We start from the raw sequence: 21,296 nt of genomic DNA, 5'->3' as shown, positions 1-21,296 counted from the left end.
AAATATCACCCAAAAAACACTCAAAACGAGATAAAACAAACTAAATCAATTACTTAATTTAATTTTAAATTGAGAATTAAATTCTAAATTCCAAGTTTTAAAATTCCAAATTCCAAACCTAAAACTTAAATAGTATTGAGATAAGTAGAGAGGTTTACTTTTTCATTGGTTAAATCAAACTTTTTGCGAAGTCTGGTTCGGGCATTTTCGATAGACTTAAAGGACTGCCCCGTAATTTGTGAAATTTCTTTTGTGGTTAAATCCAAATATAACAACGCGCAAAGTCTGCGGTCTTTTGGAGTAAGAGAAGGATAATCTACGGTCAATTTATCGAAAAAGGATTTGTGCACCTGTTCGAAACTTATTTCAAATTCCTGCCAGATATCGGTATTTAAATTCTTTTCCAGACGCTTCAGGACTATATCAATAGCGTGCTGCATTTCTTTATTGACCGTTTTAAGTTTAATTTTTTTAAGGTCGGTCAGAATTTCATTAATACTGTCTGTACGATGAATTTCTGCCATTGCCTTTCCTATCAAAACCTTTTTCTTGGCTTCGAGACTTTCATTTAAGGCCTGCATACTGGTTTTTAGCTTTTCTTTTTCGAGCTGGTTTTTAATATTCTTATTTCGGTATTTAATTAATAAAATAATTAATATCAAGATACCTACAACTAATATTAAGCCGACTACATAGTATTTAAATCGCTTTTTTTCTTCGGTAAGTGTTTTTATTTGAGTGCGCACTTTATAATCCTGCTCCAGTTTTATTCTTTCAATATTAACTGTTTTTTCTGCAATATGTATACTATCGTTAATGGTATTATAATGCTGAAAATAATAAACTGCATTTTTATAATCTTCTTTCTTTATATATACCTCATAAAGTATTTTGTTCAGGTTTAAACCCGAAAAAGTATATTCGTTTTCCTTAGATAATTCTAATGCCTTTTTTGCATTTACAATTACCTCATCATACTTTTTTTCTTTTAGTTTATACTCCGAAAAAGATTCATAAAGAAAAGCTTCCACAAAGCTGTCAACGTTTTTATTTAGTAATGAAAAAGCTTTATTAAAATAATCGTCAGCATTTGTTTTATCTTTTTTTAAAGCATACGCTCGGGCTAAATTGGTACAGACATTAATTTTTAAACCGTTGTCTTTTATGGTATTATTTATCGCATACGCCTTTTGAAAGTAATGCAAAGAAGAGTCTAAATTTTTATTCAAATACAGGGTTCCTATATTATTTAAAATTTTTATCAGCTTTACAGCATCTTTTTTTGACTTTTGATAGCGGTATACATTTAAGAAATATTGCAATGCTTTTTCTTTGTTATTTCCTACCGCGTACATAATCGCAAGATTATTTTCTAATCTGGCTGTTTCTTCAATATTATTATGTTTTTTGTAAATAGTATGCGCCTTTAAATAATATTGGAGCGCAATATCTATAACTTCTTTTGAAGCGTACATTTTTCCAGCCGTAACATAAACAGAAGCTAAAGCAAGTTCTGACTGTTCTGTATTTTTTGCTTCGGCTTCTGCTAATTCTATATATTTTATGGCTCGGTCCCAATCTGAATTTTGCAGCCTTAATGCAATTGTACGACACAACTCTGCTTTTTTCTGATGATCGCTGATCGAATTTACGCTGTCAATCAATTCTTTTGTTGAAGACTGAGAATGACTATTTAAAGAAAGAATCAGGAAAAAGAATAAAGAAAAAAATCGTGATGTCATATTTTAAAACTCTAAAAAAGAATTTCAAATTTAAACAGTTCTTATTTCATATTTCGGTTTTCTCAATGCTGATTTCTTTTTTTAACATAACAGCCTTTGCTTTTAAATTCAATTAAAACGTAAGGGATAATGGTATTTCTCTCAGAAATCCCAGACTTTTAAATTAAATAACGGAATATCAACTAAAAGCGATACCTGCCAGCGCCAGGCATTTGTAGCGACCAGATTGTTTGCTCCGTTAATTTGCTCGTACTTATATAGTGTAGGAATGTATTGTCCTCCCCAACCCAACGACAAAGGCGTTTTAGGAATATTATAGAGTAAATTAAAGCCCGGAGCAAAGATATTAGACAATTTGACATTAAAATCATTAGGTAATGAAGCAGCGTCTCCTTTGATTAAATAATAATTAACTAAAGCTCCTAAATCTATCACTTGAATATTAGCACTAAATCCACCCCATTTTCCGTTTCTTGTTCCTTTTGAAGCATTGAAACCAATAGGTGCTGCCAGACCTAAAGATGGTATTGAGTCCTTAGAAACTGCTGTGTTTTTATAACTCCAGAAAGCTCCAACATAAGCATTAATACTAAAACTCCAATCTGTTTTTCTTTTAATAGATGCACTTCCTACTTGTAAAACAGATGCGTCCAAAGCTTTTTTAACTTCATCAGAAGACTGAGCACCGGCAACTGTTGAAACAAGTGTTCCGTATTTTACAAATGACTTTGTCATTTTTTTGAAATCCTCGTTATTTGAATTCAAATTATTTAAAAGGATTGTAGCATCATAAATAGCGGCACTGTATTTTTTAACTGCAATATGATAAGCAATATCAACTGACGGGTCTATAATTTGTTCAATCAAATTGTAATACTTAGTTTGATTGCCTTTTATTATAATTTCAGTTCTGCTTGTAATTTTAGATCTTTCTGTAAGCATTTTTAACGCTTCACTACTTGTAACAGCTTTTAAAGAAGCCGAAAAAGTGCGATAATAATCATAAAGTGCTTGTGGTTCTGCTTCAATAGATTTATTTGTAGCTGCCTGTATTTTTGTTATAGCATTATTAGCTGCACTAAAAGCACTATAGGTATTTTTTACTAGACTAATATAAATATTCAAATCTTTTGAATATAGAGCATATTTATCATTAAGAAGTTTACTAAATCTTTCTAAAGTATTTGCTTTATAAAAATCGATTTTATCTTCTCCATGCTGCTCTTTGGCAACTAATAGTCCTAAATAAATTTTAAACGTTTTACTGTCTTTAAAAAGCTTATTAAGTTCTTTTGAAGTAATCCACATTTGATCTTCTTCTTTACTTTTTAAACTAACCGAAATAAAGTTTGCCAGCTCAATCGATGCCGCTACATTATAATCGTCGTATGTTTTATTATCTTTTGCCGCATTTTCTTTAAGCTTTTTTAAATCTCCAGAATGAGCAACTGTTTGTAATAATTCAAAAGGATTTGACGATTGAACTGCTTCTTTTACTGTAAACATTCCTAAAGCTACCCATTGTCCTTTTATGGTTTGAAAAAAATCATTGAGCTTTTTAAGTCTGCTTTCGCATTTACATCTTTCACAACTACTACATGTTTCTATCGGTATTTTTTTGCAATTTGCATCCTCCTTGCATGAACATATAATCACCTCACTGCAAGAAGATGAATCTAATTCCTTGATGTTATATAAATTTTCTGCAAGATTTTGAACATCTGTTTCAAATGCTTCTTTTAAAATTTGAATTACTGATGCATAAGAATAGGTTTCAATAGTATTTAAAATAGACGTTGTTTTAGGAAAAACCGTTTTTAATTCCGGATAAGCATTAAGCTGTTCTTTCATTTTATTAAAAAATGCTTCATTAAGCTCGTCTTTCGCGCGCTCAGCCAGAAATCGTGCTAATCCTGCTGCAAAATAAGTTACATCAGTACCTCCTGCGACTGATAAAAGAGAACCTCCTCCCTGAACACCGCCAGCAAGGTAATCAGCTCCAAATACTTCTTTTAAATAAAGGTTCTCTGAAATATTTGAACTGCTGATACCATAAGCACTAAGAATTTGTTTTCTTTGGGCAACATCTTTTTCTTCAGACAACTTAATGGCATCATAATAAAGGTATCCAGCTTTATAATCGCCGTTGGAGTCTTGATTTTCTGTATCTGTAGTTTTATCAAATGCTAAAACAATTGGAGCATACTTTTCTATTTGAAGTAGAATTTTCTTTCCATCAATTTTTTTATCTGCTGCTAATGAAGGATTCACTACACCTTCCTTATCAATTTCAATATTAAACGTTTCTCCATCTAGCAGGGTTAAATTTTGATCACCAAACTTTGAATTATTTAAAGCCAGAATTTCACTTTTGTCATTCAAAATAGTAATAGACTTATCCTTAAATGCTTTTGAAAATACTAATTCAAGGGGTAATTTCAGCTGAGAAGTTTTATCACTAGTTACTATTTTATTGTTTTCAATTTTAAAATTAATTTTCATTCCAGCATCTTGTGAATATGAATTGCTTATCAGCAGTAAGAATAGAATAATCAATAGATTTTTCATTTTTATTTCAATTTAAAATTGTTATTAATTAAAGTTTGTTGAAATGGGAGAACGAAACTAAACTTATCATTACCTCCTAACAACATTCCTATCATCTTGCCAGTATTAGTATGATAAACACAACTTCCGGAATCTCCTTCTTTAGAAACTGTAGTTGAATCATCTCGGTTTGAATTAGATCCAATCAAAATTATATTTCTCATAATTTTTTTTGTCCCAATATAATGTAGTCTAACACTAACATTTTTATCCACTATAAAAGCTTCGCGTTTATTGTTTTCTTTTGATAAAATAGTAACATTTCTAATAGGTGAATTTAAATCAGCTTCGGTAACCTCATAAAACCCTTGTGGAAATTTAAGCAGTAGATTTTCTAATGAAGTGCTGTCATCAAGTTTTACAATAGCAATATCCTGATTTGAAATCATTTGTTGAAAATGAAGTTCCCCAATAGAATTTCCATTGCTTAATGTATCCGTTGCCTGATCAGAACTAACAAAACCATCAAAATCATCAAATTTTCCACCTGTAAAAATATGCCCAGAGGTAAGAACAGCTTTTAAATCAGGATTAATTTCAGATTCTACCAGACAACAAATAGAACCTAAAAATGCTGAATTTTTCACATCAGCAATATTGTTGGTTAATTGTGCCAAATGCGGTTTTCCGATACCAATACTTGAGACAATTTCAGTCTTAACCGGAATTGTCATTGTTTCATTTAACTGTGCAATAACAAATGCAGGAATTCCGGTTTTGTTATCGTCTTTTAGATATATAGTCAGGCAGCTTTCACCATTTTGAATGGTATCACTAACAAAATCGATAGAAGGAAATTGGGCATATAGTTTTTCTTCATTTTGAACCTTAGCAATTTGCGCAATAGCTATTTTACTTATGCCAAATTCTTTTTTATCTGTTGAAAGAGGATTGGACTGCGTTTGCGAGATTAATTTGTTTGCATTTTCAAAATAAGACTGTGTTGCTTTAGCTCCAAAAAGAAGTGCTATTACTCCCATCCAATAACCATCCAGCCCTATCTCTGATAATGAATCTTTTCCCCAACCCATTTTGAGAAGCAGCATGCAAATAACATTAGCAAACATGAATACAATTATTCGCATTGTACTAATATCTTTTGTCTGGCCTTTTAGCATATCAGGAAAAGAGAATGCCACTCCCAGCATTACGGTAAAAAAAGCGATGGGAACTTCATTGTGATCAGGATGTTCCTCTAGTTTTAAAGATTTAAAAATATCTATGACCCCGCTTGGCAGAAGAAAAGAAGCAAAGTAAATTATACCGAATATTATTAAGACAAAACCAAATATTTGTACATAAGTCAGCTTTCCTTCTCCTTTTTTAATCAGATCTCTTTTGGGTAAATTATTAGATCTTTCTTTAAAATTAAATTTTATTTTATTTAAAGCCATAATTTATACTGTATAAGTTATCAGATAAAATTAGTAAATTTTAACATTTCAAATTTAAACGTTAAACATTTCTTAAAAAATACTCACTAGTGAGTATTTTCTTAAGAATCTTTTTCTTAGTTTTATCCCACCCAAAAACAATCTGTCATGAACCAGGATCCACTAGCAGAACTGCAAAAAATCTGGAGTAGTGTTGCGAAATCTGATACTTATATTGCTCCTAACTATAGTTTGGAGTATATAAAAAGAATCGTTGATATTTTTTCTGTAGGAGAATATTATTATCTTATTTTTAATCTTGCCACTTCAACAATAGAATATGTACAGGATAATGTGACTACGGTTTTAGGATGCCTGCCAGAAGATTTCACCACAGAATATTCAATTGTAAACATTCATCCTGATGATATTCCGTTCTTCTTGAATATTGAAAATACAGCGATGAAATTCTTTTCTCAATTTTCTCCCGAGAAAATAATGAAATATAAGATCCGATATGATTACAGGATAAAACATACCAATGGCAATTATGTTAGAATACTACAGCAGATTTACACCATCCAGACATCGCCGCAAGGAGGTGCATTAAGAGTACTGGATATTCATACTGATATTACGCATCTAAAACCAACCGGCCGACCTGTATTGTCTTTCATAGGTCTTGATGGTGAGCCATCTTATATTGATGTTGAAATACAAACTGCTTTTAAGCCTGCAAAAGAAATCCTTACCAAAAGGGAAAAAGAAATTTTAAAAAACCTAATTGACGGCCATAACAGCAAATCGCTTTCGAATAAATTATTTCTGAGTGTTGAAACGATAAATACGCACAGAAGAAACATTTTAAGAAAAACTAAAACAAAAAACACAACCGAAGTAATTACGAAAGCAATTAAAGAAGGCTGGTTTTAATTTTTTAGTCCATTATAAACCAACATGTTAATTTGACAAGAATATCATTTTATTATATAAGTGATACTGCAGCAATAGGAGTAATTTTAAGTGATTTTATTAAACCCCAGAAATCATGAAAAATTCAAAAACAAATCAACAAGAAAGCTACAACTGCCCTGCTACTAAAAGCAGACTATTTAGTGGAGAAAACGACGAATTAGTGTATCTTAAAGTTTATAAAGGAGATTGGGGTGACTGGGATGAAAAACCCATTATTGCCCATACAGAACCATGCATTCATAAGAAAACAAAACTTCCTGCAGAAAACCCCATTTCTCATAAATAAAAAACAATAGGGTTTCAGCTTACGATTGTGCGGTTCTTTTTTTAAGTCTTCTCCAATATAACAGATATAAAAATCCAATCATCAATACCAGAATATCCAGTTTCATAATCAGCGGTATACGCATGATTTGATCGTTGTAATAACTGCCTCCAAGCAGTGCTCCAAGACCAATTCCTAATTCCATAGAAATATACATTGTGGCTACAGCTTTTCCGCGATGTTCAGGACGACTTAAATCAATTGTCCACGCACTTATGGCAGGTGATAAAATCCCCGTTCCCATTCCGTAAATTGCGGCACCTACTAAAAGCATTACCACATCTTTACCTTCGCTGATTACAAATAATGCAATAGAAGTTATAATTAATCCCACAAATATAACATTGGTTCGTCCGTGTCTGTCTGAAAGCTTTCCGGCTCCAAAACGCACCAAAACCGATGCGGCAGTAAAAGCCGTAAAAAAGACTCCTTTATTTTGTGTTCCTAAATGTTCGCTCCAATCCGGAATTAGAGTCAGTATAAGTCCATAAGCCGTATAAGAGAAAAAAGTGATAATTCCTGCTGGAAGTGCTCCTCTATCTATAATATCTTTTCGGCCAATATAGAACATTGATCTGTTGAGTTTTTCTTTCGCAGCTAATGTTTCTTTCATGTTAAACACAATTATGATAGACATAAAAGCTAAAAAAGACGAAGCATAAAACATGGCATTCATTCCAAATGCATTTACAATCAAACTCCCAAAAGCTGGTCCTATAGCGCCTCCAATACTAAAACATAAACCGTGCATTCCCAAGGCTTCTCCCCATCTTTCCTGCGGGATAATATCGGCAACATAAGCAGATGTAGCTGTTGGTTTAAATCCAGTCGAGAAACCGTGAACCAAACGCAGTAACAAAAATCCGGAAACAGAACTTAAAACCGGATACAAAAAGCCACAGATAACACATACCGAAGATCCAATGGCCATAACCGGAACACGTCCCCATTTGTCAGTCAATTTACCGCTAAAAGGACGAGAAATTGCCGCAGTAAGTGTAAACAACGAAATAATAAGTCCTTTATATTCAGCACCTCCCAAACTGCTTAAATAATTAGGAAGCTCTGGTATCATCATATTAAAACTCGAAGAGAATAATAATGAGCTCAAACAGAGTAAAACAAACTGAAGCGTATAAATTGATTTTTTATTCTGGGACATTATCGGGCGATTAAAGTAAATTTTAGCTATTGAGAGAAAATCCAATACCAAGCTGCAAATTTACCTATTCCAAAGGCATAATTTAAAATAAACTTTTAAAAATTGAGGGGTCAGTTTAAAGTTCTTTTAGTTCGTTTATCACTTAAATATTTTCTAAACGGAATATCATACACTTTCATTACCAAATAAGCAGCTCCAACAAGTAAAATCACTGCGGTTATCACAATAAAAGTTAACTGCGTGGTATCTGGTTTGTGAGTAGTATAGTAGTTTCCAAACATCCACAATACGGCATAATGGGTCATGTATAACGGATAAGAAATTTGTCCTGAAAATACGCAGACTTTCTTCAAACCAGCTTTTAATACAGAACCAGCACCTAAAGCTACCAACAACGGAAAGTAAAACAACACGACCAAAGGTTCGGATATCCAGTTTAATTCTGAAAAAGGCATCACAAAAGCCAATAACAATAATAGAGAAAGGCCTCCAAATCCAAGTTTATTTTTGATGATCCAATTCGAACGATAAATCAATAATCCCGCTAAAAACGAATACGATATTCTGGCACAGCCGTCCCAAAAAGTAGGACCACTCCAGCCTCCTAATAAATTCCCCGAAGTATATCCCACATAACAAATAGCAAAAGCCGAAATGATAGTCAGGATTAATAAATAACTTCGTCTAATTCTGTAAAGCACAAAGGCATACACAATATTGGCAATATATTCCCAAAACAACGACCATGCAGGCGCATTAAAACTGAACAGGTTAAAACCACGATCTTCGATTATGGGCAGCGGAATCATAAACAAAGAACAGATAAAAGCCAAAGCTATCCTACCGGCGCTGTACAATTCGAGATGCCCGCCAAACGGATCGAACAAAAATGCCAGCAAACCTAATATTGATCCTGCTATAACCAACGGATGAAGTCTTATAATTCTTGAAATAAAAAAATTACGCAGTCCCATTTTTGCAATACGATCATCGTAAGCATACCCGATGACAAATCCGGAAAGACAGAAAAAGAAATCAACGGCCAAGAAACCATGTCCGATAAAATTTTTAGCTGGATCTGTGTATACCCATTCCATAAAATGAAAAATGACTACTGCCAGTGCAGCGACGCCTCTAAGTCCGTCAAGAATTTCAAAATGTTGTTTTGTTTGTAAAATAGTAACCGGAGTATTGCTTGTATTCATTATAAGGTTTATGCGGAGTGGTTAAGTTAAGTTATAGTTTGGTTGAATTAATCGGCTGGTTTTAAATTGTCGCCGTCTTTAAAATGCAGTCTTCTAAAAACTAATCCGGACAGAATAGTTAATGCGCCTACAACAAGAAAAGTATATCGAAAAGCATTATGAATTTCGTGATGAATGAGTTTTGTATCACCTTGAAAAATTTTAAGCACTAATAATCCAAAAGCGATCCCAAAACCAATTGCCAATTGCTGATTAACGGAAATTAAAGAATTACCGCTGCTGGTATGATACGGTCTTAAATCGGCAATAGAAATAGAATTCATAGAGGTAAATTGTATGGAGTTAAAGAAACCCAATATCGAAATTATGGGCACATACCAATAAATTGAATCATGAATAGACGGAATGGCCAAACAGCAAATTAAAACACCAATAATAAACGTATTCACCATTAAGGTTCTTCGGTAGCCAAAGGTGTTCAATATTCCAATTACCGCCGATTTCCCAAACATAGCCGTAAGTGCCATAGGAGCCACAATCCATCCGGATACAACCGCCGACTTTCCATAAGCAATCTGAATCATCATAGGCAATAATAGCGGAATTGCACTGATTCCTAAACGTGTAGCCAAATTACCAACAATACCCACCCGGAACGTTCTTACCTGAAAAAGATTTAAAGGAAAAATAGGATTATTGTCTCTCGATGCATGACGGTAATACCAATAGAGCATTAAAAATCCTGACATTAAAATCATTAAAACAGGCGAAACGCGAACTGTGTTACCAAATAATTCCAAAGAAATGGACAATAAAAGCGAAGCTCCGGCAAAGATGAAAAAACCTTTTAAGTCAAAATCGATAATTTTGGATTTATAATTGGGCATGTATTTCAAGCTTAAAAGAATCCCAATAAGTCCAAAAGGAATATTGATTAAAAAAATCCAGTGCCAGGATAAATAATCTACCATATAACCTCCTACCAGCGGTCCTAATACCGGCCCAATTAAAGCTGGAATAATCGCAAAGTTCATTGCTCTAAGCAATTCATTTTTAGGGAATGTTTTAATAAGAGCCAGTTTTCCTACTGGTGTCATTAAACTCCCGCCAACGCCCTGAACGATTCGGGCTAATACTAAATGCGTCAGGTTTTGAGAAAGCGAACAAAATAAAGAGCCAAGGCTAAATAAAACCAAAGCAAAAATAAAGATTCTCTTTGTTCCAAATTTATCCGATAAAAAACCACTCACCGGCATAAAAAGCGCCAAAGTTAAAACATAACTAATAATCGCATTCTGCATGTCAAGCGGCGATTCGTGTAGATCTTTTGCGATAGAAGGCAGTGAAGTGTTCAAAATCGTCGAATCGAGCATCTGCATAAAAATAGAAGTCGCTAAAATAATGGGTAATACCTTTTTTATTGCTTCATTATTTTGCTCTGTAATCACTGTCATCGTGTTTATTTTAAGACTTGAACTATCTTTATTTATTATTTTCCGAAGAATTAAACGCTGATTTTCTCCCGAAAAAATAAAGATACAAAAAACATTCTTGCCTATACTTACTTACAATTTGATTAATCTACGGCTGAGTTTAATTCTAGCTATTGCTCCATTTTTATTTACTATAAAAAGCTCCAGAGGAGCTGTATATTTATAGCATAATTTATTCCTCCATACATAAAGCTCCATCGGAGCGGCATATTTATATCGCTCCGATGGAGCTTGAAATCAGGGATGTATAATTGCTATAAATATTATGCTCCGCTGGAGCATCCTTGTTAACGATAAATTAAATAAGGCGCTCTCATTTTCTTAAAGTCTTTTAAACCTTGCTCCCAGCTTTTTCTAATTTCTTCTTCAGATGTTCCGGCTTCAATTTGCTGTTGTAATTTTTCATTTCCTGCTCTGATAGAAAATTTTCTTTTGTCGAAAAATTTCGATTTATCCGAAGTGGTTTGATACGCTTTAATCAGCCATTTAATTTCCAGTTTGTTAATTCTCGGAATGGCCGACAAATCTTCTCCGTTGCATTCTACTCCATTATATAAAGGATCTTTATCCCCAAAATTAGGTTTTGGAGTAAAGGCAAAATTGCTTTTTGGCAAATACGGCGAACCATAAATCTGAAATTGTTTTTCTGTACCGCGTCCCATGCTGACATTGGTTCCTTCAAAAAGACACAAACTCACATATAAATTAACCGATTGATCGTTTGGCAAATTTGGCGAAGGACGAACAGGCAGGCTATAGGTCATTTTTCTGTTATAATTCAAACACGGAATAACCGTCAGTTTACATTGTACTCCGTTTTTCAGCCATTTCTGTCCATTAATCATTTTTGCTTCTTCGCCCAAAGTCATTCCATGAAGCAAAGGCGTTGGATGCATCCCGATACCGCTTTGAAAAGCAATGTCCAAAACCGGACCGTCGACAATCATAATATTCGGATTTGGGCGGTCCAGTACAATCAGCGGAACATTATTCTCAGCACAAGCTTCCATAATTCTGTGCATGGTAGAAACATAAGTATATAATCTTGTTCCTACATCCTGCAAATCAAAAACCATGATATCAATGTTTTTTAATTGTTCGGGTGTTGGTTTGTTGCTTTTACCATAAAGGGAAGTAATAGACAAACCCGTTTTTGCGTCGATTTCGTCAGACACGTGTTCGCCGGCATCGGCAGTACCTCTAAATCCATGTTCCGGAGCAAAAATGGTTTTGATCTTGATATTCTTTTGAACCAAAAAATCAACCAAATGCGTTTTTTCGTCTATAATTCCAGTTTGATTGGTTACAACACCTACGCTTTTGCCTTTTAATAAAGGGAGATATGCGGTATAATTTTCAGCTCCTGTTTTTATTTTCTGCGCAAAAGATACTGTTGTAATCAGTACGCAAATGAGTATTTTTTTCATTTATAGTTTATTTTTTTTGCCACAGATTAAGTGGATTAAAAAAGGATTTTTTATTTGATTGTGCTTAGTTTTTCACGCAGATTTTGCAGATTGTAGCAGATTTAATTTTATAATCTGTGTTGATCTGCTTGAATCTGCAAAATCTGCGTGAAACAAAAATCATTTTAATATTTATAATCTGTGGCTAAATTTTTCGCCCACAGATTTGCCAGATTGAGCAGATTTAATTCGTGGAAATTCGTGCAATTCGTGGCAAAAAAATCCTTCTAATCTGTTTAATCTGTGGCTAAAAAAATTACTTATTAATTTGTCTCCAAATTTTAGCACTAAAATCATCTTTATACATTAATCTGTTTGTTCGGGTTGGGTTTACGCGATTGGTTAGGATAATCAGAAATCTGTTTGTATCACGGTTCATAAAGAAAAAAGTTCCCGTAAAACCCGTATGTCCAAAATCATTTGCTTTAAAAAACTCATCTGGTTTTCGTTTATCAAAACCCAATCCACGATAAATTCCTTCTTTGGTCAAAGGCGAATTTGTAAACTCTTTTACGACTTCCGCTTTTAGAATTTGTTTTCCTTTATACTTCCCGTTGTTCATCAGCATTTTGCAGATAACAGCAATCGATTCTGCGTTGGCAAACAAACCAGCATTTCCCGAAACACCGCCAAAAATGGCTGCGGCTTCATCATGCACATAACCTTTTATAGTATCTTTTCTGAAAAAATTATCCACTTCAGTCGGCATTACGTTTTCGATCGAAGTCCACTTTAAAGGATTATATCCAATTGTTGAAATGCCTAGTTCTGTATAAATTTCATTTGTCAGCTGATCTAGTTTTCTTCCTGTTTTGGTTTCAATCATTTGTTTCACCAAAAGCAGATTTAAATCACTGTATACATATTTCCCTCTCGGATTTGTATTTGCTGTGGCAATCTGCGCATAAACCGTTTTATAAAATTCCGGATTCAGCCACATGTTTTTATAAATCTGAACCCAGTTTTCTTTTGGTGTAAACGAAAGATAATTAGCATCATAAACAATATTTTTGTTTACATACATGGTATCAAACAATTCAGGATACTCAGCAGATTTTTGATTACTCAACAAAGGCGAACCATCTGGCGTAGAAAGCAGACTCTGGTAAAAAGTAATACTCGCCTTTAATCCCGAAGTATGTGTTAAGAGTTCAAAAAGCGTTAAATTGGCAATGGCCGTATTTTTATAAAACGGAACAATTTCGCCAACCTGATCTGTGAGTTTTATTTTGTCTTCACCCACCAAGCGCATTGTCACCAGAGTTGCGCCCAAAACTTTAGACATCGAAGCCAGATCAAAAACATCGTCTGTTTTTACTAATTGCTTTTTAGTATAATCATGATAACCATAATTTTTGGAAATCAAGTTAAAATCTCCCGTTCCTACAATAATTTGTGCTCCCGGAAAAAAGCCTTTTTTAAGCGCATTCTGCATCATCGAATCAATGTAGGCTTCATTTTCTTTATTATCGCCGTCCATATTTATTTTTTTAGGAGAATGAAAACTCATTCCTAAAAAAACAAAAGAAATAATGGTGATGCTAACTATTATCTTTTTCATGATTTACGGATTAATTCTTAAGTCCTGACCTGCCATAAGAGGCTCGTTATTGGTTCCTGTAATGACAATCTTAACAGCTTTTACCGGCTGTTTGGGATAGATTGATGCATTTCCATAATCAAAAGCATCTCCTTTTATAAAATCAATTCCGTTATAAGAATATTCTACATAACCGTTATTAACAATGAATCTTGGGTGATGCGGAATTCCCGTTAACACATCAATTTTAGAAGAAGTTACAGGAGTATTAAAGGTATACAAAATCCAGTCACCATTTGCACAAGCAATATCTGTACGCAGATAAGTTTCGACATTATAGTCTTCCAAATTCAAAATAGGAAATTTAGGATTTTCTGCCATTGATGACGTCACTTTTACTTCCGGTTCTAAATAAGGCGAACAATTGAAATTTACTGTTGCGGCTGATGCTGCAGCTTCTTTATTTTCAACTGTAAAATCTAAACGATAGGTATTTTTTTCATTGTAATTTTCAATTACAAATCGTAAACGTGGTTTAGATTTCAACGTTTTTTCTTCGGCAAAACTTTGTATTAATTTATCATTTTCAAAAAGCGAAACCGTTCTTACAACGCCGTTTGCACTTCCATCAGCAATTGGATTAAAGGTTAAATACCAAATACCGTTTTTGTCTACATGTTCTGAAATATTCTCTGAAATAGTTAAAACTTCCACTTTTGACGTATTCCAATTGGCAACAGGCAGTTTTTCGACTTTTACCGCCGGACTTGCCACATCTTCATTAAAAAAAGTACGGAACCTATATTGTTCGTAATCCTTAGTTTGAATTGGTTTTGTATATAAAGCCGATTGTCTTGTTGGCTCGTTTCCTTGTGTATCGTAACGCACCACAGCACCTTCATAAGGCGGCGTCACGGTAATCGTGCCGTTTTGATAAATTGCCGTGGGCGGAAAATCTCTAAAAGCAATTCCCATATTGGCCAAACGCTGTAAATGACTGTGTGTTAATCTTCCGTAAAAATCATCCCAGTTTTTGTCTTCTTTTTTAGACCAGCCAATTTCAGATAAAGCACTGATTCTTGGGTAACTTTGGTATTCTACAAATCGGGTTGGGCGATCTAAATATTCGCTCCACAAAGCGCCCTGAACTCCTTTTATCAATTTCTGTTGTTCCGGCGTCAAATCATCATTTGGGATTGGTTCAAACGAATAAGCTCTTTTCGTATCTGTAATGGCAGCCCAGCGGTGGCCCCTTTCATTTTCAGATTGTGCCATATCAAAATACGTATATTGTCCCGGCATCATGATCGTTTGATATCCTTTTTTAGCCGATTCAATTCCGTAGCTTATTCCCTGCCAGGCAGAAATCAGTGTATTCGGGTCGATTTCTCCACCTTTTAAAATTTCGTTCCAGCCATCTGTTTTTTTATGGTATTTGTCTACAATTTTCTGAACTCTTCTAAAGAAATAATTCTGAAGCTGAAAACTATCCGTGAATCCTTCTTTCGCCATTAAAGCCTGGCATCTTGGGCAATGCTCCCAGTTGGCACGATTGACTTCGTCTCCTGCTATATGGATATATTCAAAAGGAAAAATTCCCGAAACTTCTCTAATGATCGAATCTAAAATTTGGTAGTTTTCTTCACGTCCTACACACCAAACATTTTTTACTTCTCCCTGAACACTTTTAAGTTCCTGCGTTATAGCGCAGCCCACTTCTGGATACGAGGCGGTTACCGCACGTGAGTGTCCCGGGATTTCAATTTCGGGCATTACCGAAATACCTCTGGCAGATGCATACGCAACTACTTCTTTCATATCTTCCTGCGTATAAAATCCTCCGTAACGTTTATCTCCAGATCCGTAAGACGGCAGTAAAACTTCTCCCGGACCTCTCCAGGCACCTTTTAAAGTTAAATCCGGCATTGATTTAATTTCGGCTCTCCAACCGTTATCATCTGTTAAATGCCAGTGAAAAATATTCATTTTATGTGCTGCCAGCCAGTCAATATAATTTTTAACGGTTTGTTTGTCAAAAAACTGTCTGGAACAATCGAGCATCATACCGCGCCATTCAAAACGTGGATAATCTTCTATTTTAGCAAAAGGAATTGTTCCTTTTTTAACCTCTTTCGCAGAACAAATCTGCAATAAAGTCTGTAATCCGTTTAAAACGCCGTTTGAAGATTTCCCTTTTATCAGAATTCCTTTTTTATTGATCGTTAATTTATAACCATCATTGGGAAGATTCATTTTTTCATCGACCAGAAATGCAATGCTGTTTTTTTTATGTTTATTTCCGATAGAAACAACGGGATTAATTCCGGTATATTTCAAAACAGAAGCCGTTATATAATCTGCGCTTTTTTCTGCTTTTTTGTCTACAATAATTTGTACCGATGCCGGAATAACAAACGCTCCTTCTTTCTGTTCAATTTTTACAGGCTTCGGAATTATATCGAGATTCTGCGCCTGCATTGTACTTAAGGAACTCAGAAATATGGCGATTAGTAAAATACTTTTTCTCATGGCTTTTATCTTTTTATTTTTTTAGAAATTCTATCGGAATGCTTTCTGTCTGGGTCTGACTCAAAGCGGAAACGGCATAGATATACATTTCAAATTCAGCTGCCGGAACTTCGAATTTTGTTTCTGTTGTAACGTAATAAATGTTTTCGGCATTAGAGAAATCCGTAATTTTTCCTTTAGGAAATCTATAAATAACAAATTTCTTGTCGTTAATTCCAGACTTCCAAGTCAGTAAAGCCTTATCTCCTTTTTTGGTAATCAAGGCATTTGTTGGTGGTTGTGGTTTTATTCTGGTAATTCTATTCGCTTCAGGCGTTAAGGCGATATATTTATATTGTTTTTGAATAAGCGGATTTCGCAGCGTATCTCCTTTTTTAAGAAAAGTAGAAGCTGTAAAATGCATCGAACCATCTATTAAAGGCATAGTTCGAATCATTTCTATTTGTTTCACAATTTGATCCGCACTTCTCCACTCTGGTTCTTTTGCGGTATTCGAAATCTTATAATCGCCGTGGCCTATATAAACATTGGCTCCGTATTTGTGTGCTGCCCACCATTTTGCCAAAACTTCAAAATTCGCTCTGTCAAAACCAATATGCCAGTACAATTGCGGTGTTACATAATCGATCCAGTTTTCTTTCTGCCATTTTAAAATATTGGCATATAAATCATCATAATTAGTCGCTCCGGCCACAGTATTGGAACCTTCTGAATCTTTGGCTATATTTCGCCACACGCCAAAAGGCGAAATTCCGAATTCTACTTCCGGTTTATTAGCAATAATAGTATCTCGAATTTGCTTGATAATTAAATCAACATTGTCTCTCCTCCAATCGTCTTTATCCTTAAACTGACGCGGTTCTTTGGCAAATGCTTTTTCGTCCGGAAATTCTTGTCCTGTGATTTTATAAGGATAAAAATAATCGTCCATGTGAACGGCCTGAATGTCATATTTACGAACAATTTCGCCTACTACAGAAGCAACGAAATCTCTGGTTTCTTTGTAACCCGGATTAAAATATCTTGATTTTCCGTAAGTCAGGAATAATTCTGGTTTCTTAAAATACAAATGCGTTTTGGCCAATACTTCTTTCGTTGTATCTTTTTGTACACGGTACGGATTTAACCAAACATGAACGTTCATTCCTCTTTTTCCGGCTTCGTCGATCATCATTTGAAGCGGATCAAATCCGGGAGCCACGCCCTGAGTTCCGGTTATCCAATGTGAAGCTGGTTCTTTTGTCGATTTGTAATACGCATCGGCAGTGGGGCGGATTTGAAAAATTACGGTGTTCAGATTATTAGATCGTAAATTATCTAAAATGGTAATCATTTCAGATTTCATCTGCTTGTCTGATAATCCCGGTTTCGACGGCCAGTCGATATTGTCTACTGTAGATATCCACGCCGCACGCATTTCTCTCTTTGGAGATTCCTGACTGAACAATTTCGTTTGAAACAGCAGTATCAGAATTAAAATTTTTAGGCTTTTCATAGGTACTATTTTTTGGTTAGTTAGTTGTAATTGAAAAAAATTAACCACTAAGAGCGCAATCTCGATAGCTATCGGGATACGCTAAGTTCGCTAAGTTTTTAATCTATTTAATCCTTTATCCCGATAGCTATCGGGAGTGGCTATTTTTTTTCACGCAGATTTAGCAGATTTGGTAGATTTAATTCGTGTAATTCGTGTAATTCGTGGCGAAAAAAATCATTTTAATCCTTTAATCTATGGCTATTTTTTTTCTCGCAGATTTGGCAGATTTAATTTGTGACAATTCGTGCAATTTGTGGCAAAAAAAAATAAACCGCTAAAAAATTCCTAACAGGCTTTTAAAACCTGTTAGGATAGGTAACCAACCTAATTTTATGCATTACTTATTGTAAATCGCAACACATATTTTTATTTATTTTATTTACTCTGCGAAAAAATTATTTCAAACAATCTCTTAAAATCGTTACCGGATGCATGGCTTTTCTATTTGTTCCGTCAAAAATCTGATGACGGCAGCTCGTTCCTGCGGCCGCAATCTCTGTTGTTGAATCGGTTGCTCGAATTTTAGGAAACAACGTATCTTCCCCCATCTGCATACTAATTTCGTAATGTTCTTTTTCATAACCAAACGAACCCGCCATACCGCAGCATCCTGAATTATAAATCGTAACGGTGCTGTTTTTAGGTAAATTCAGCATCGCAAAAGAAGCTTCAACTGTACTTAATGATTTTTGATGACAATGCCCGTGAATCTTTATTGTTTTCTCTACATCCGAAAATTGTCCGGAATGAATTTTTCCTTTTGTAATTTCTGCTTTAAAAAACTCTTCGACTGTAAAGGTATTTTTTGATAATTTTTCGGCACTTTCCTTGTCTTTTGCCAATCGGATATATTCGTCTCTAAAAGTCAATATGGCCGATGGTTCAATTCCGATTAAAGGCGTATCCTCAGAAATTAAATCTTTAAAAATATTGACATTTTTATTGGCAATACTTTGTGCTTCTTCCAGAAATCCTTTTGAAATAAAGGCTCTTCCGCTTTCTTCATGATCTGCAATAATGACTTCATAACCCAATCCCGTTAATAATTCATACGCATCAATTCCTACTGATACATCGTAATAATTGGTAAACTCATCACAAAAAAGATAAACTTTTCCGTTTTTAAAAGAATTCGTTTCTGCCGATTTTGTATTTTTTTCGTACCATTTTTTAAAAGTCTTTGGCGCCAAAAGCGGTACTTGTCTTTTAGGAGCAATTCCCATACTTTTTTTAACCAAAGGCAAATTGGCCACAAAATTGGTCATAGACGGTGCAATGCTTCCAAACTTATTCAATTTCGAATTGAAAGCGAATATTTTATTACGAACAGAAAATCCGTTTGCTTTTTGATATTGGTATAAAAATTCTGCTTTTAAAGTGGCCACATCTACATTACTAGGGCATTCGCTGGCACAGGCTTTACAGCTTACGCACAACTCAAATACTTTATATAATTCTTCGTGGTCGAATTTATTGTCTTTTTCAGAATGGGTCAGATATTCTCTCAGCGCATTGGCTCTGGCGCGAGTGGTATCTTTTTCGTTTCGGGTGGCGCGGTAACTCGGACACAAAGTTCCTCCTGCCGATGGTAATTTTCGGCAATCGCCTGAACCGTTGCATTTTTCGGCGGCACGCAAAACTCCTAAACTATCTGAAAAATCCTGAATCGTTTTTATTTCCGGTTCAATTCTTCCTGCTTCAAAACGAAGATTTTCATCCATTTTAGAAGCATTTACAATTTTCCCGACATTTAAAATCGTATCAGGATCAAATGCTTTTTTTATTCGTTTCAGCAGTTCATAATTTTTATCACCAATCATAAAAGGCAGAAACTCGCCGCGTAAAATTCCGTCGCCATGTTCGCCGCTTAACGAACCTCTGTATTTTTTCACCAAATGCGCTACTTCTGTAGAAATAGTTCTAAACTGGTGTAATCCTTCTTTTGTCTTTAAATTTATCTTCGGACGTAAATGGAGTTCTCCCGCTCCGGCATGCGCATAATAAATGGCACTTTGTCCGTGCCTTTCCATCATGGCAGCAAAATCGGCAATATAATTGGGTAGATCGCTGAGTTCAACGGCGGTATCTTCAATAGAATCGGCTGCTTTATCATCGCCCACAATACTTCCTAAAAGCCCCAGACCTGCTTTACGAACTTCGTTTACTTTATCAATATCGGTTCCATAAATTTTAGGCAGTGCATACCCAAAATTATTAGCCTCGAGATCTTTAATCAAAGCATCGGCTTGTAATTCGGCATCTTCCATACTAATATGCGAACCTACTTCAAGCATGATAACTGCTTTTGGTTCTCCCACAATAAAAAATCGGTTTTTAGCCTGTTCCCTATTGGTTTTGGTACAATCTAAAATCGTATCATCCATCATTTCGCAAGTATACAAATGATGTTTCATTGCTGTAACGACCGCTTCTAAACTTTCCTGAATAGTATGAAAATGCGCCACAACCATAATATTGTTTGTGGGCGGCAAATCGTCTACTTTTAAGGTAATCTCTGTCGTAAACGCCAAAGTTCCCTCGCTTCCGCAAAGTAGTTTTCCTAAATTGATTGTATTTTCTGTTCCCGAAAATAATTCTGATTTTAATAAGGCATCAATAGCATAACCTGTGTTTCGCCTGTGAATTTCAGGTTTTGGAAACTCCCTATTTATTTCGTCCTGATTTTCTTTATTCGAAAGTTCTTCGTAAATCGTTTTATAAATTTTACTTTCTAAAGAATCGCCTTTCGTCTTCTCAATAAATTCCTCAGAAGTTAAATCTTTAAATACCGCAAAACTTCCGTCGCTTAAAACGGCTTTTATCTCCACAATTTTATCTCGGGTAACGCCATAGCGGATTGAAGTTGTTCCGGATGAATTATTTCCCACCATACCGCCAATCATACAGCGATTTGTAGTTGAAGTCGTTGGGCTGAAAAACAAACCATGAGGCTTTAAATACAAATTCAGTTCATCGCGAATTACTCCGGGCTGTACGGTTATGGTTTTCTTTTGAGCATCAAAAGAAACAATTTTGGTAAAATATTTAGAAACGTCTACAATAATTCCGTTACCTACCGTTTGACCCGCCAAAGATGTTCCTGCCGTTCTGGGTGTTATCGAAATATTGTTTTTTGCCGCAAAGCGAATGATTTTTACAATATCTTCTTCGGTTTTAGGAATTGCAACGGCTTTCGGCATAATTCTATAGGCAGAAGCATCTGTGGCATACAGTTTTTTATGAAGTTCATCATAAAAAAGAGTTCCTTCTAAGGAATCAGATAGTTGTTGTAATTGGAGAAGGCTGGACATTTAATTGGTTGTATTGCTTTTGGTTGGTAAT

The 21,296-nt window shown here is 34.8% G+C and carries 13 protein-coding genes; 2 read left to right on the top strand and 11 right to left on the bottom strand.

Annotation, left to right across the window (positions count from 1 at the left end):
- Positions 1 to 125: 125 nt before the first annotated feature.
- The 3 genes from AC1RRQ_RS13360 to AC1RRQ_RS13350 form a co-directional block, all read right to left on the bottom strand.
- A complete protein-coding gene (locus tag AC1RRQ_RS13360; RefSeq protein WP_493023534.1) occupies positions 126 to 1,742 on the bottom strand; it encodes a tetratricopeptide repeat protein in 1,617 nt (538 codons plus the stop codon).
- Between the two features lie 141 nt (positions 1,743 to 1,883).
- Positions 1,884 to 4,310, bottom strand: a complete 2,427-nt coding sequence (locus AC1RRQ_RS13355) for a hypothetical protein (RefSeq protein ID WP_493023533.1) — start codon at positions 4,308 to 4,310, stop codon at positions 1,884 to 1,886.
- Positions 4,311 to 4,312: 2 nt separating this feature from the next.
- Positions 4,313 to 5,743: a hypothetical protein gene (locus AC1RRQ_RS13350; protein WP_493023532.1), complete on the bottom strand. Its 1,431-nt coding sequence runs from the start codon at positions 5,741 to 5,743 to the stop codon at positions 4,313 to 4,315.
- Between the two features lie 147 nt (positions 5,744 to 5,890).
- Here AC1RRQ_RS13350 and AC1RRQ_RS13345 point away from each other — a divergent pair, with 147 nt between their 5' ends.
- Together AC1RRQ_RS13345 and AC1RRQ_RS13340 are read left to right on the top strand one after the other, a co-directional pair.
- On the top strand, positions 5,891 to 6,655 hold the full coding sequence (locus tag AC1RRQ_RS13345) for a LuxR C-terminal-related transcriptional regulator (RefSeq protein ID WP_493023531.1): 765 nt from the start codon (positions 5,891 to 5,893) through the stop codon (positions 6,653 to 6,655).
- Between the two features lie 115 nt (positions 6,656 to 6,770).
- Positions 6,771 to 6,983: a hypothetical protein gene (locus AC1RRQ_RS13340; RefSeq protein WP_493023529.1), complete on the top strand. Its 213-nt coding sequence runs from the start codon at positions 6,771 to 6,773 to the stop codon at positions 6,981 to 6,983.
- A gap of 19 nt (positions 6,984 to 7,002) precedes the next feature.
- Here AC1RRQ_RS13340 and AC1RRQ_RS13335 read toward each other — a convergent pair whose 3' ends face one another.
- The 8 genes from AC1RRQ_RS13335 to AC1RRQ_RS13300 all read right to left on the bottom strand — a co-directional run bounded on the left by AC1RRQ_RS13335 (position 7,003) and on the right by AC1RRQ_RS13300 (position 21,265).
- Positions 7,003 to 8,184: an MFS transporter gene (locus AC1RRQ_RS13335; RefSeq protein WP_493023528.1), complete on the bottom strand. Its 1,182-nt coding sequence runs from the start codon at positions 8,182 to 8,184 to the stop codon at positions 7,003 to 7,005.
- A gap of 110 nt (positions 8,185 to 8,294) precedes the next feature.
- Positions 8,295 to 9,389, bottom strand: coding sequence for an acyltransferase family protein (locus AC1RRQ_RS13330; RefSeq protein WP_493023527.1), 1,095 nt, complete (start codon positions 9,387 to 9,389; stop codon positions 8,295 to 8,297).
- Positions 9,390 to 9,436: 47 nt separating this feature from the next.
- Positions 9,437 to 10,843, bottom strand: coding sequence for an MFS transporter (locus tag AC1RRQ_RS13325; RefSeq protein ID WP_493023526.1), 1,407 nt, complete (start codon positions 10,841 to 10,843; stop codon positions 9,437 to 9,439).
- A 326-nt stretch (positions 10,844 to 11,169) separates the two neighbouring features.
- Positions 11,170 to 12,309, bottom strand: a complete 1,140-nt coding sequence (locus AC1RRQ_RS13320; protein WP_493023525.1) for an exo-beta-N-acetylmuramidase NamZ family protein — start codon at positions 12,307 to 12,309, stop codon at positions 11,170 to 11,172.
- A 295-nt stretch (positions 12,310 to 12,604) separates the two neighbouring features.
- Entirely contained in the window at positions 12,605 to 13,909 is a 1,305-nt protein-coding gene (locus tag AC1RRQ_RS13315) for a serine hydrolase domain-containing protein (RefSeq protein WP_493023524.1), read from the bottom strand.
- 3 nt (positions 13,910 to 13,912) lie between these two features.
- On the bottom strand, positions 13,913 to 16,417 hold the full coding sequence (locus tag AC1RRQ_RS13310) for a beta-N-acetylhexosaminidase (RefSeq protein WP_493023523.1): 2,505 nt from the start codon (positions 16,415 to 16,417) through the stop codon (positions 13,913 to 13,915).
- Positions 16,418 to 16,430: 13 nt separating this feature from the next.
- Positions 16,431 to 17,912 carry a glycoside hydrolase family 10-like protein gene (locus tag AC1RRQ_RS13305; protein WP_493023522.1) on the bottom strand — a complete coding sequence of 494 codons (1,482 nt, stop codon included), beginning with the start codon at positions 17,910 to 17,912 and terminating at the stop codon, positions 16,431 to 16,433.
- A 437-nt stretch (positions 17,913 to 18,349) separates the two neighbouring features.
- Positions 18,350 to 21,265 carry an FAD-binding and (Fe-S)-binding domain-containing protein gene (locus tag AC1RRQ_RS13300; RefSeq protein WP_493023521.1) on the bottom strand — a complete coding sequence of 972 codons (2,916 nt, stop codon included), beginning with the start codon at positions 21,263 to 21,265 and terminating at the stop codon, positions 18,350 to 18,352.
- Between the last annotated feature and the right edge of the window lie 31 nt (positions 21,266 to 21,296).

This window comes from Flavobacterium sp. GW821-FHT12A05 (genome assembly GCF_058807735.1).
This window is presented reverse-complemented; position numbering and strand designations above follow the sequence as displayed.

Bases quoted from the DNA above. Each gene is read 5' to 3' on its own strand.
- AC1RRQ_RS13305 (WP_493023522.1), bottom strand. From the start codon at position 17,912: ATGAAAAGCCTAAAAATTTTAATTCTGATACTGCTGTTTCAAACGAAA.
- AC1RRQ_RS13340 (WP_493023529.1), top strand. From the start codon at position 6,771: ATGAAAAATTCAAAAACAAATCAACAAGAAAGCTACAACTGCCCTGCT.
- AC1RRQ_RS13325 (WP_493023526.1), bottom strand. From the start codon at position 10,843: ATGACAGTGATTACAGAGCAAAATAATGAAGCAATAAAAAAGGTATTA.
- AC1RRQ_RS13315 (WP_493023524.1), bottom strand. From the start codon at position 13,909: ATGAAAAAGATAATAGTTAGCATCACCATTATTTCTTTTGTTTTTTTA.
- AC1RRQ_RS13360 (WP_493023534.1), bottom strand. From the start codon at position 1,742: ATGACATCACGATTTTTTTCTTTATTCTTTTTCCTGATTCTTTCTTTA.
- AC1RRQ_RS13345 (WP_493023531.1), top strand. From the start codon at position 5,891: ATGAACCAGGATCCACTAGCAGAACTGCAAAAAATCTGGAGTAGTGTT.
- AC1RRQ_RS13320 (WP_493023525.1), bottom strand. From the start codon at position 12,309: ATGAAAAAAATACTCATTTGCGTACTGATTACAACAGTATCTTTTGCG.
- AC1RRQ_RS13335 (WP_493023528.1), bottom strand. From the start codon at position 8,184: ATGTCCCAGAATAAAAAATCAATTTATACGCTTCAGTTTGTTTTACTC.
- AC1RRQ_RS13300 (WP_493023521.1), bottom strand. From the start codon at position 21,265: ATGTCCAGCCTTCTCCAATTACAACAACTATCTGATTCCTTAGAAGGA.
- AC1RRQ_RS13330 (WP_493023527.1), bottom strand. From the start codon at position 9,389: ATGAATACAAGCAATACTCCGGTTACTATTTTACAAACAAAACAACAT.
- AC1RRQ_RS13310 (WP_493023523.1), bottom strand. From the start codon at position 16,417: ATGAGAAAAAGTATTTTACTAATCGCCATATTTCTGAGTTCCTTAAGT.
- AC1RRQ_RS13355 (WP_493023533.1), bottom strand. From the start codon at position 4,310: ATGAAAAATCTATTGATTATTCTATTCTTACTGCTGATAAGCAATTCA.
- AC1RRQ_RS13350 (WP_493023532.1), bottom strand. From the start codon at position 5,743: ATGGCTTTAAATAAAATAAAATTTAATTTTAAAGAAAGATCTAATAAT.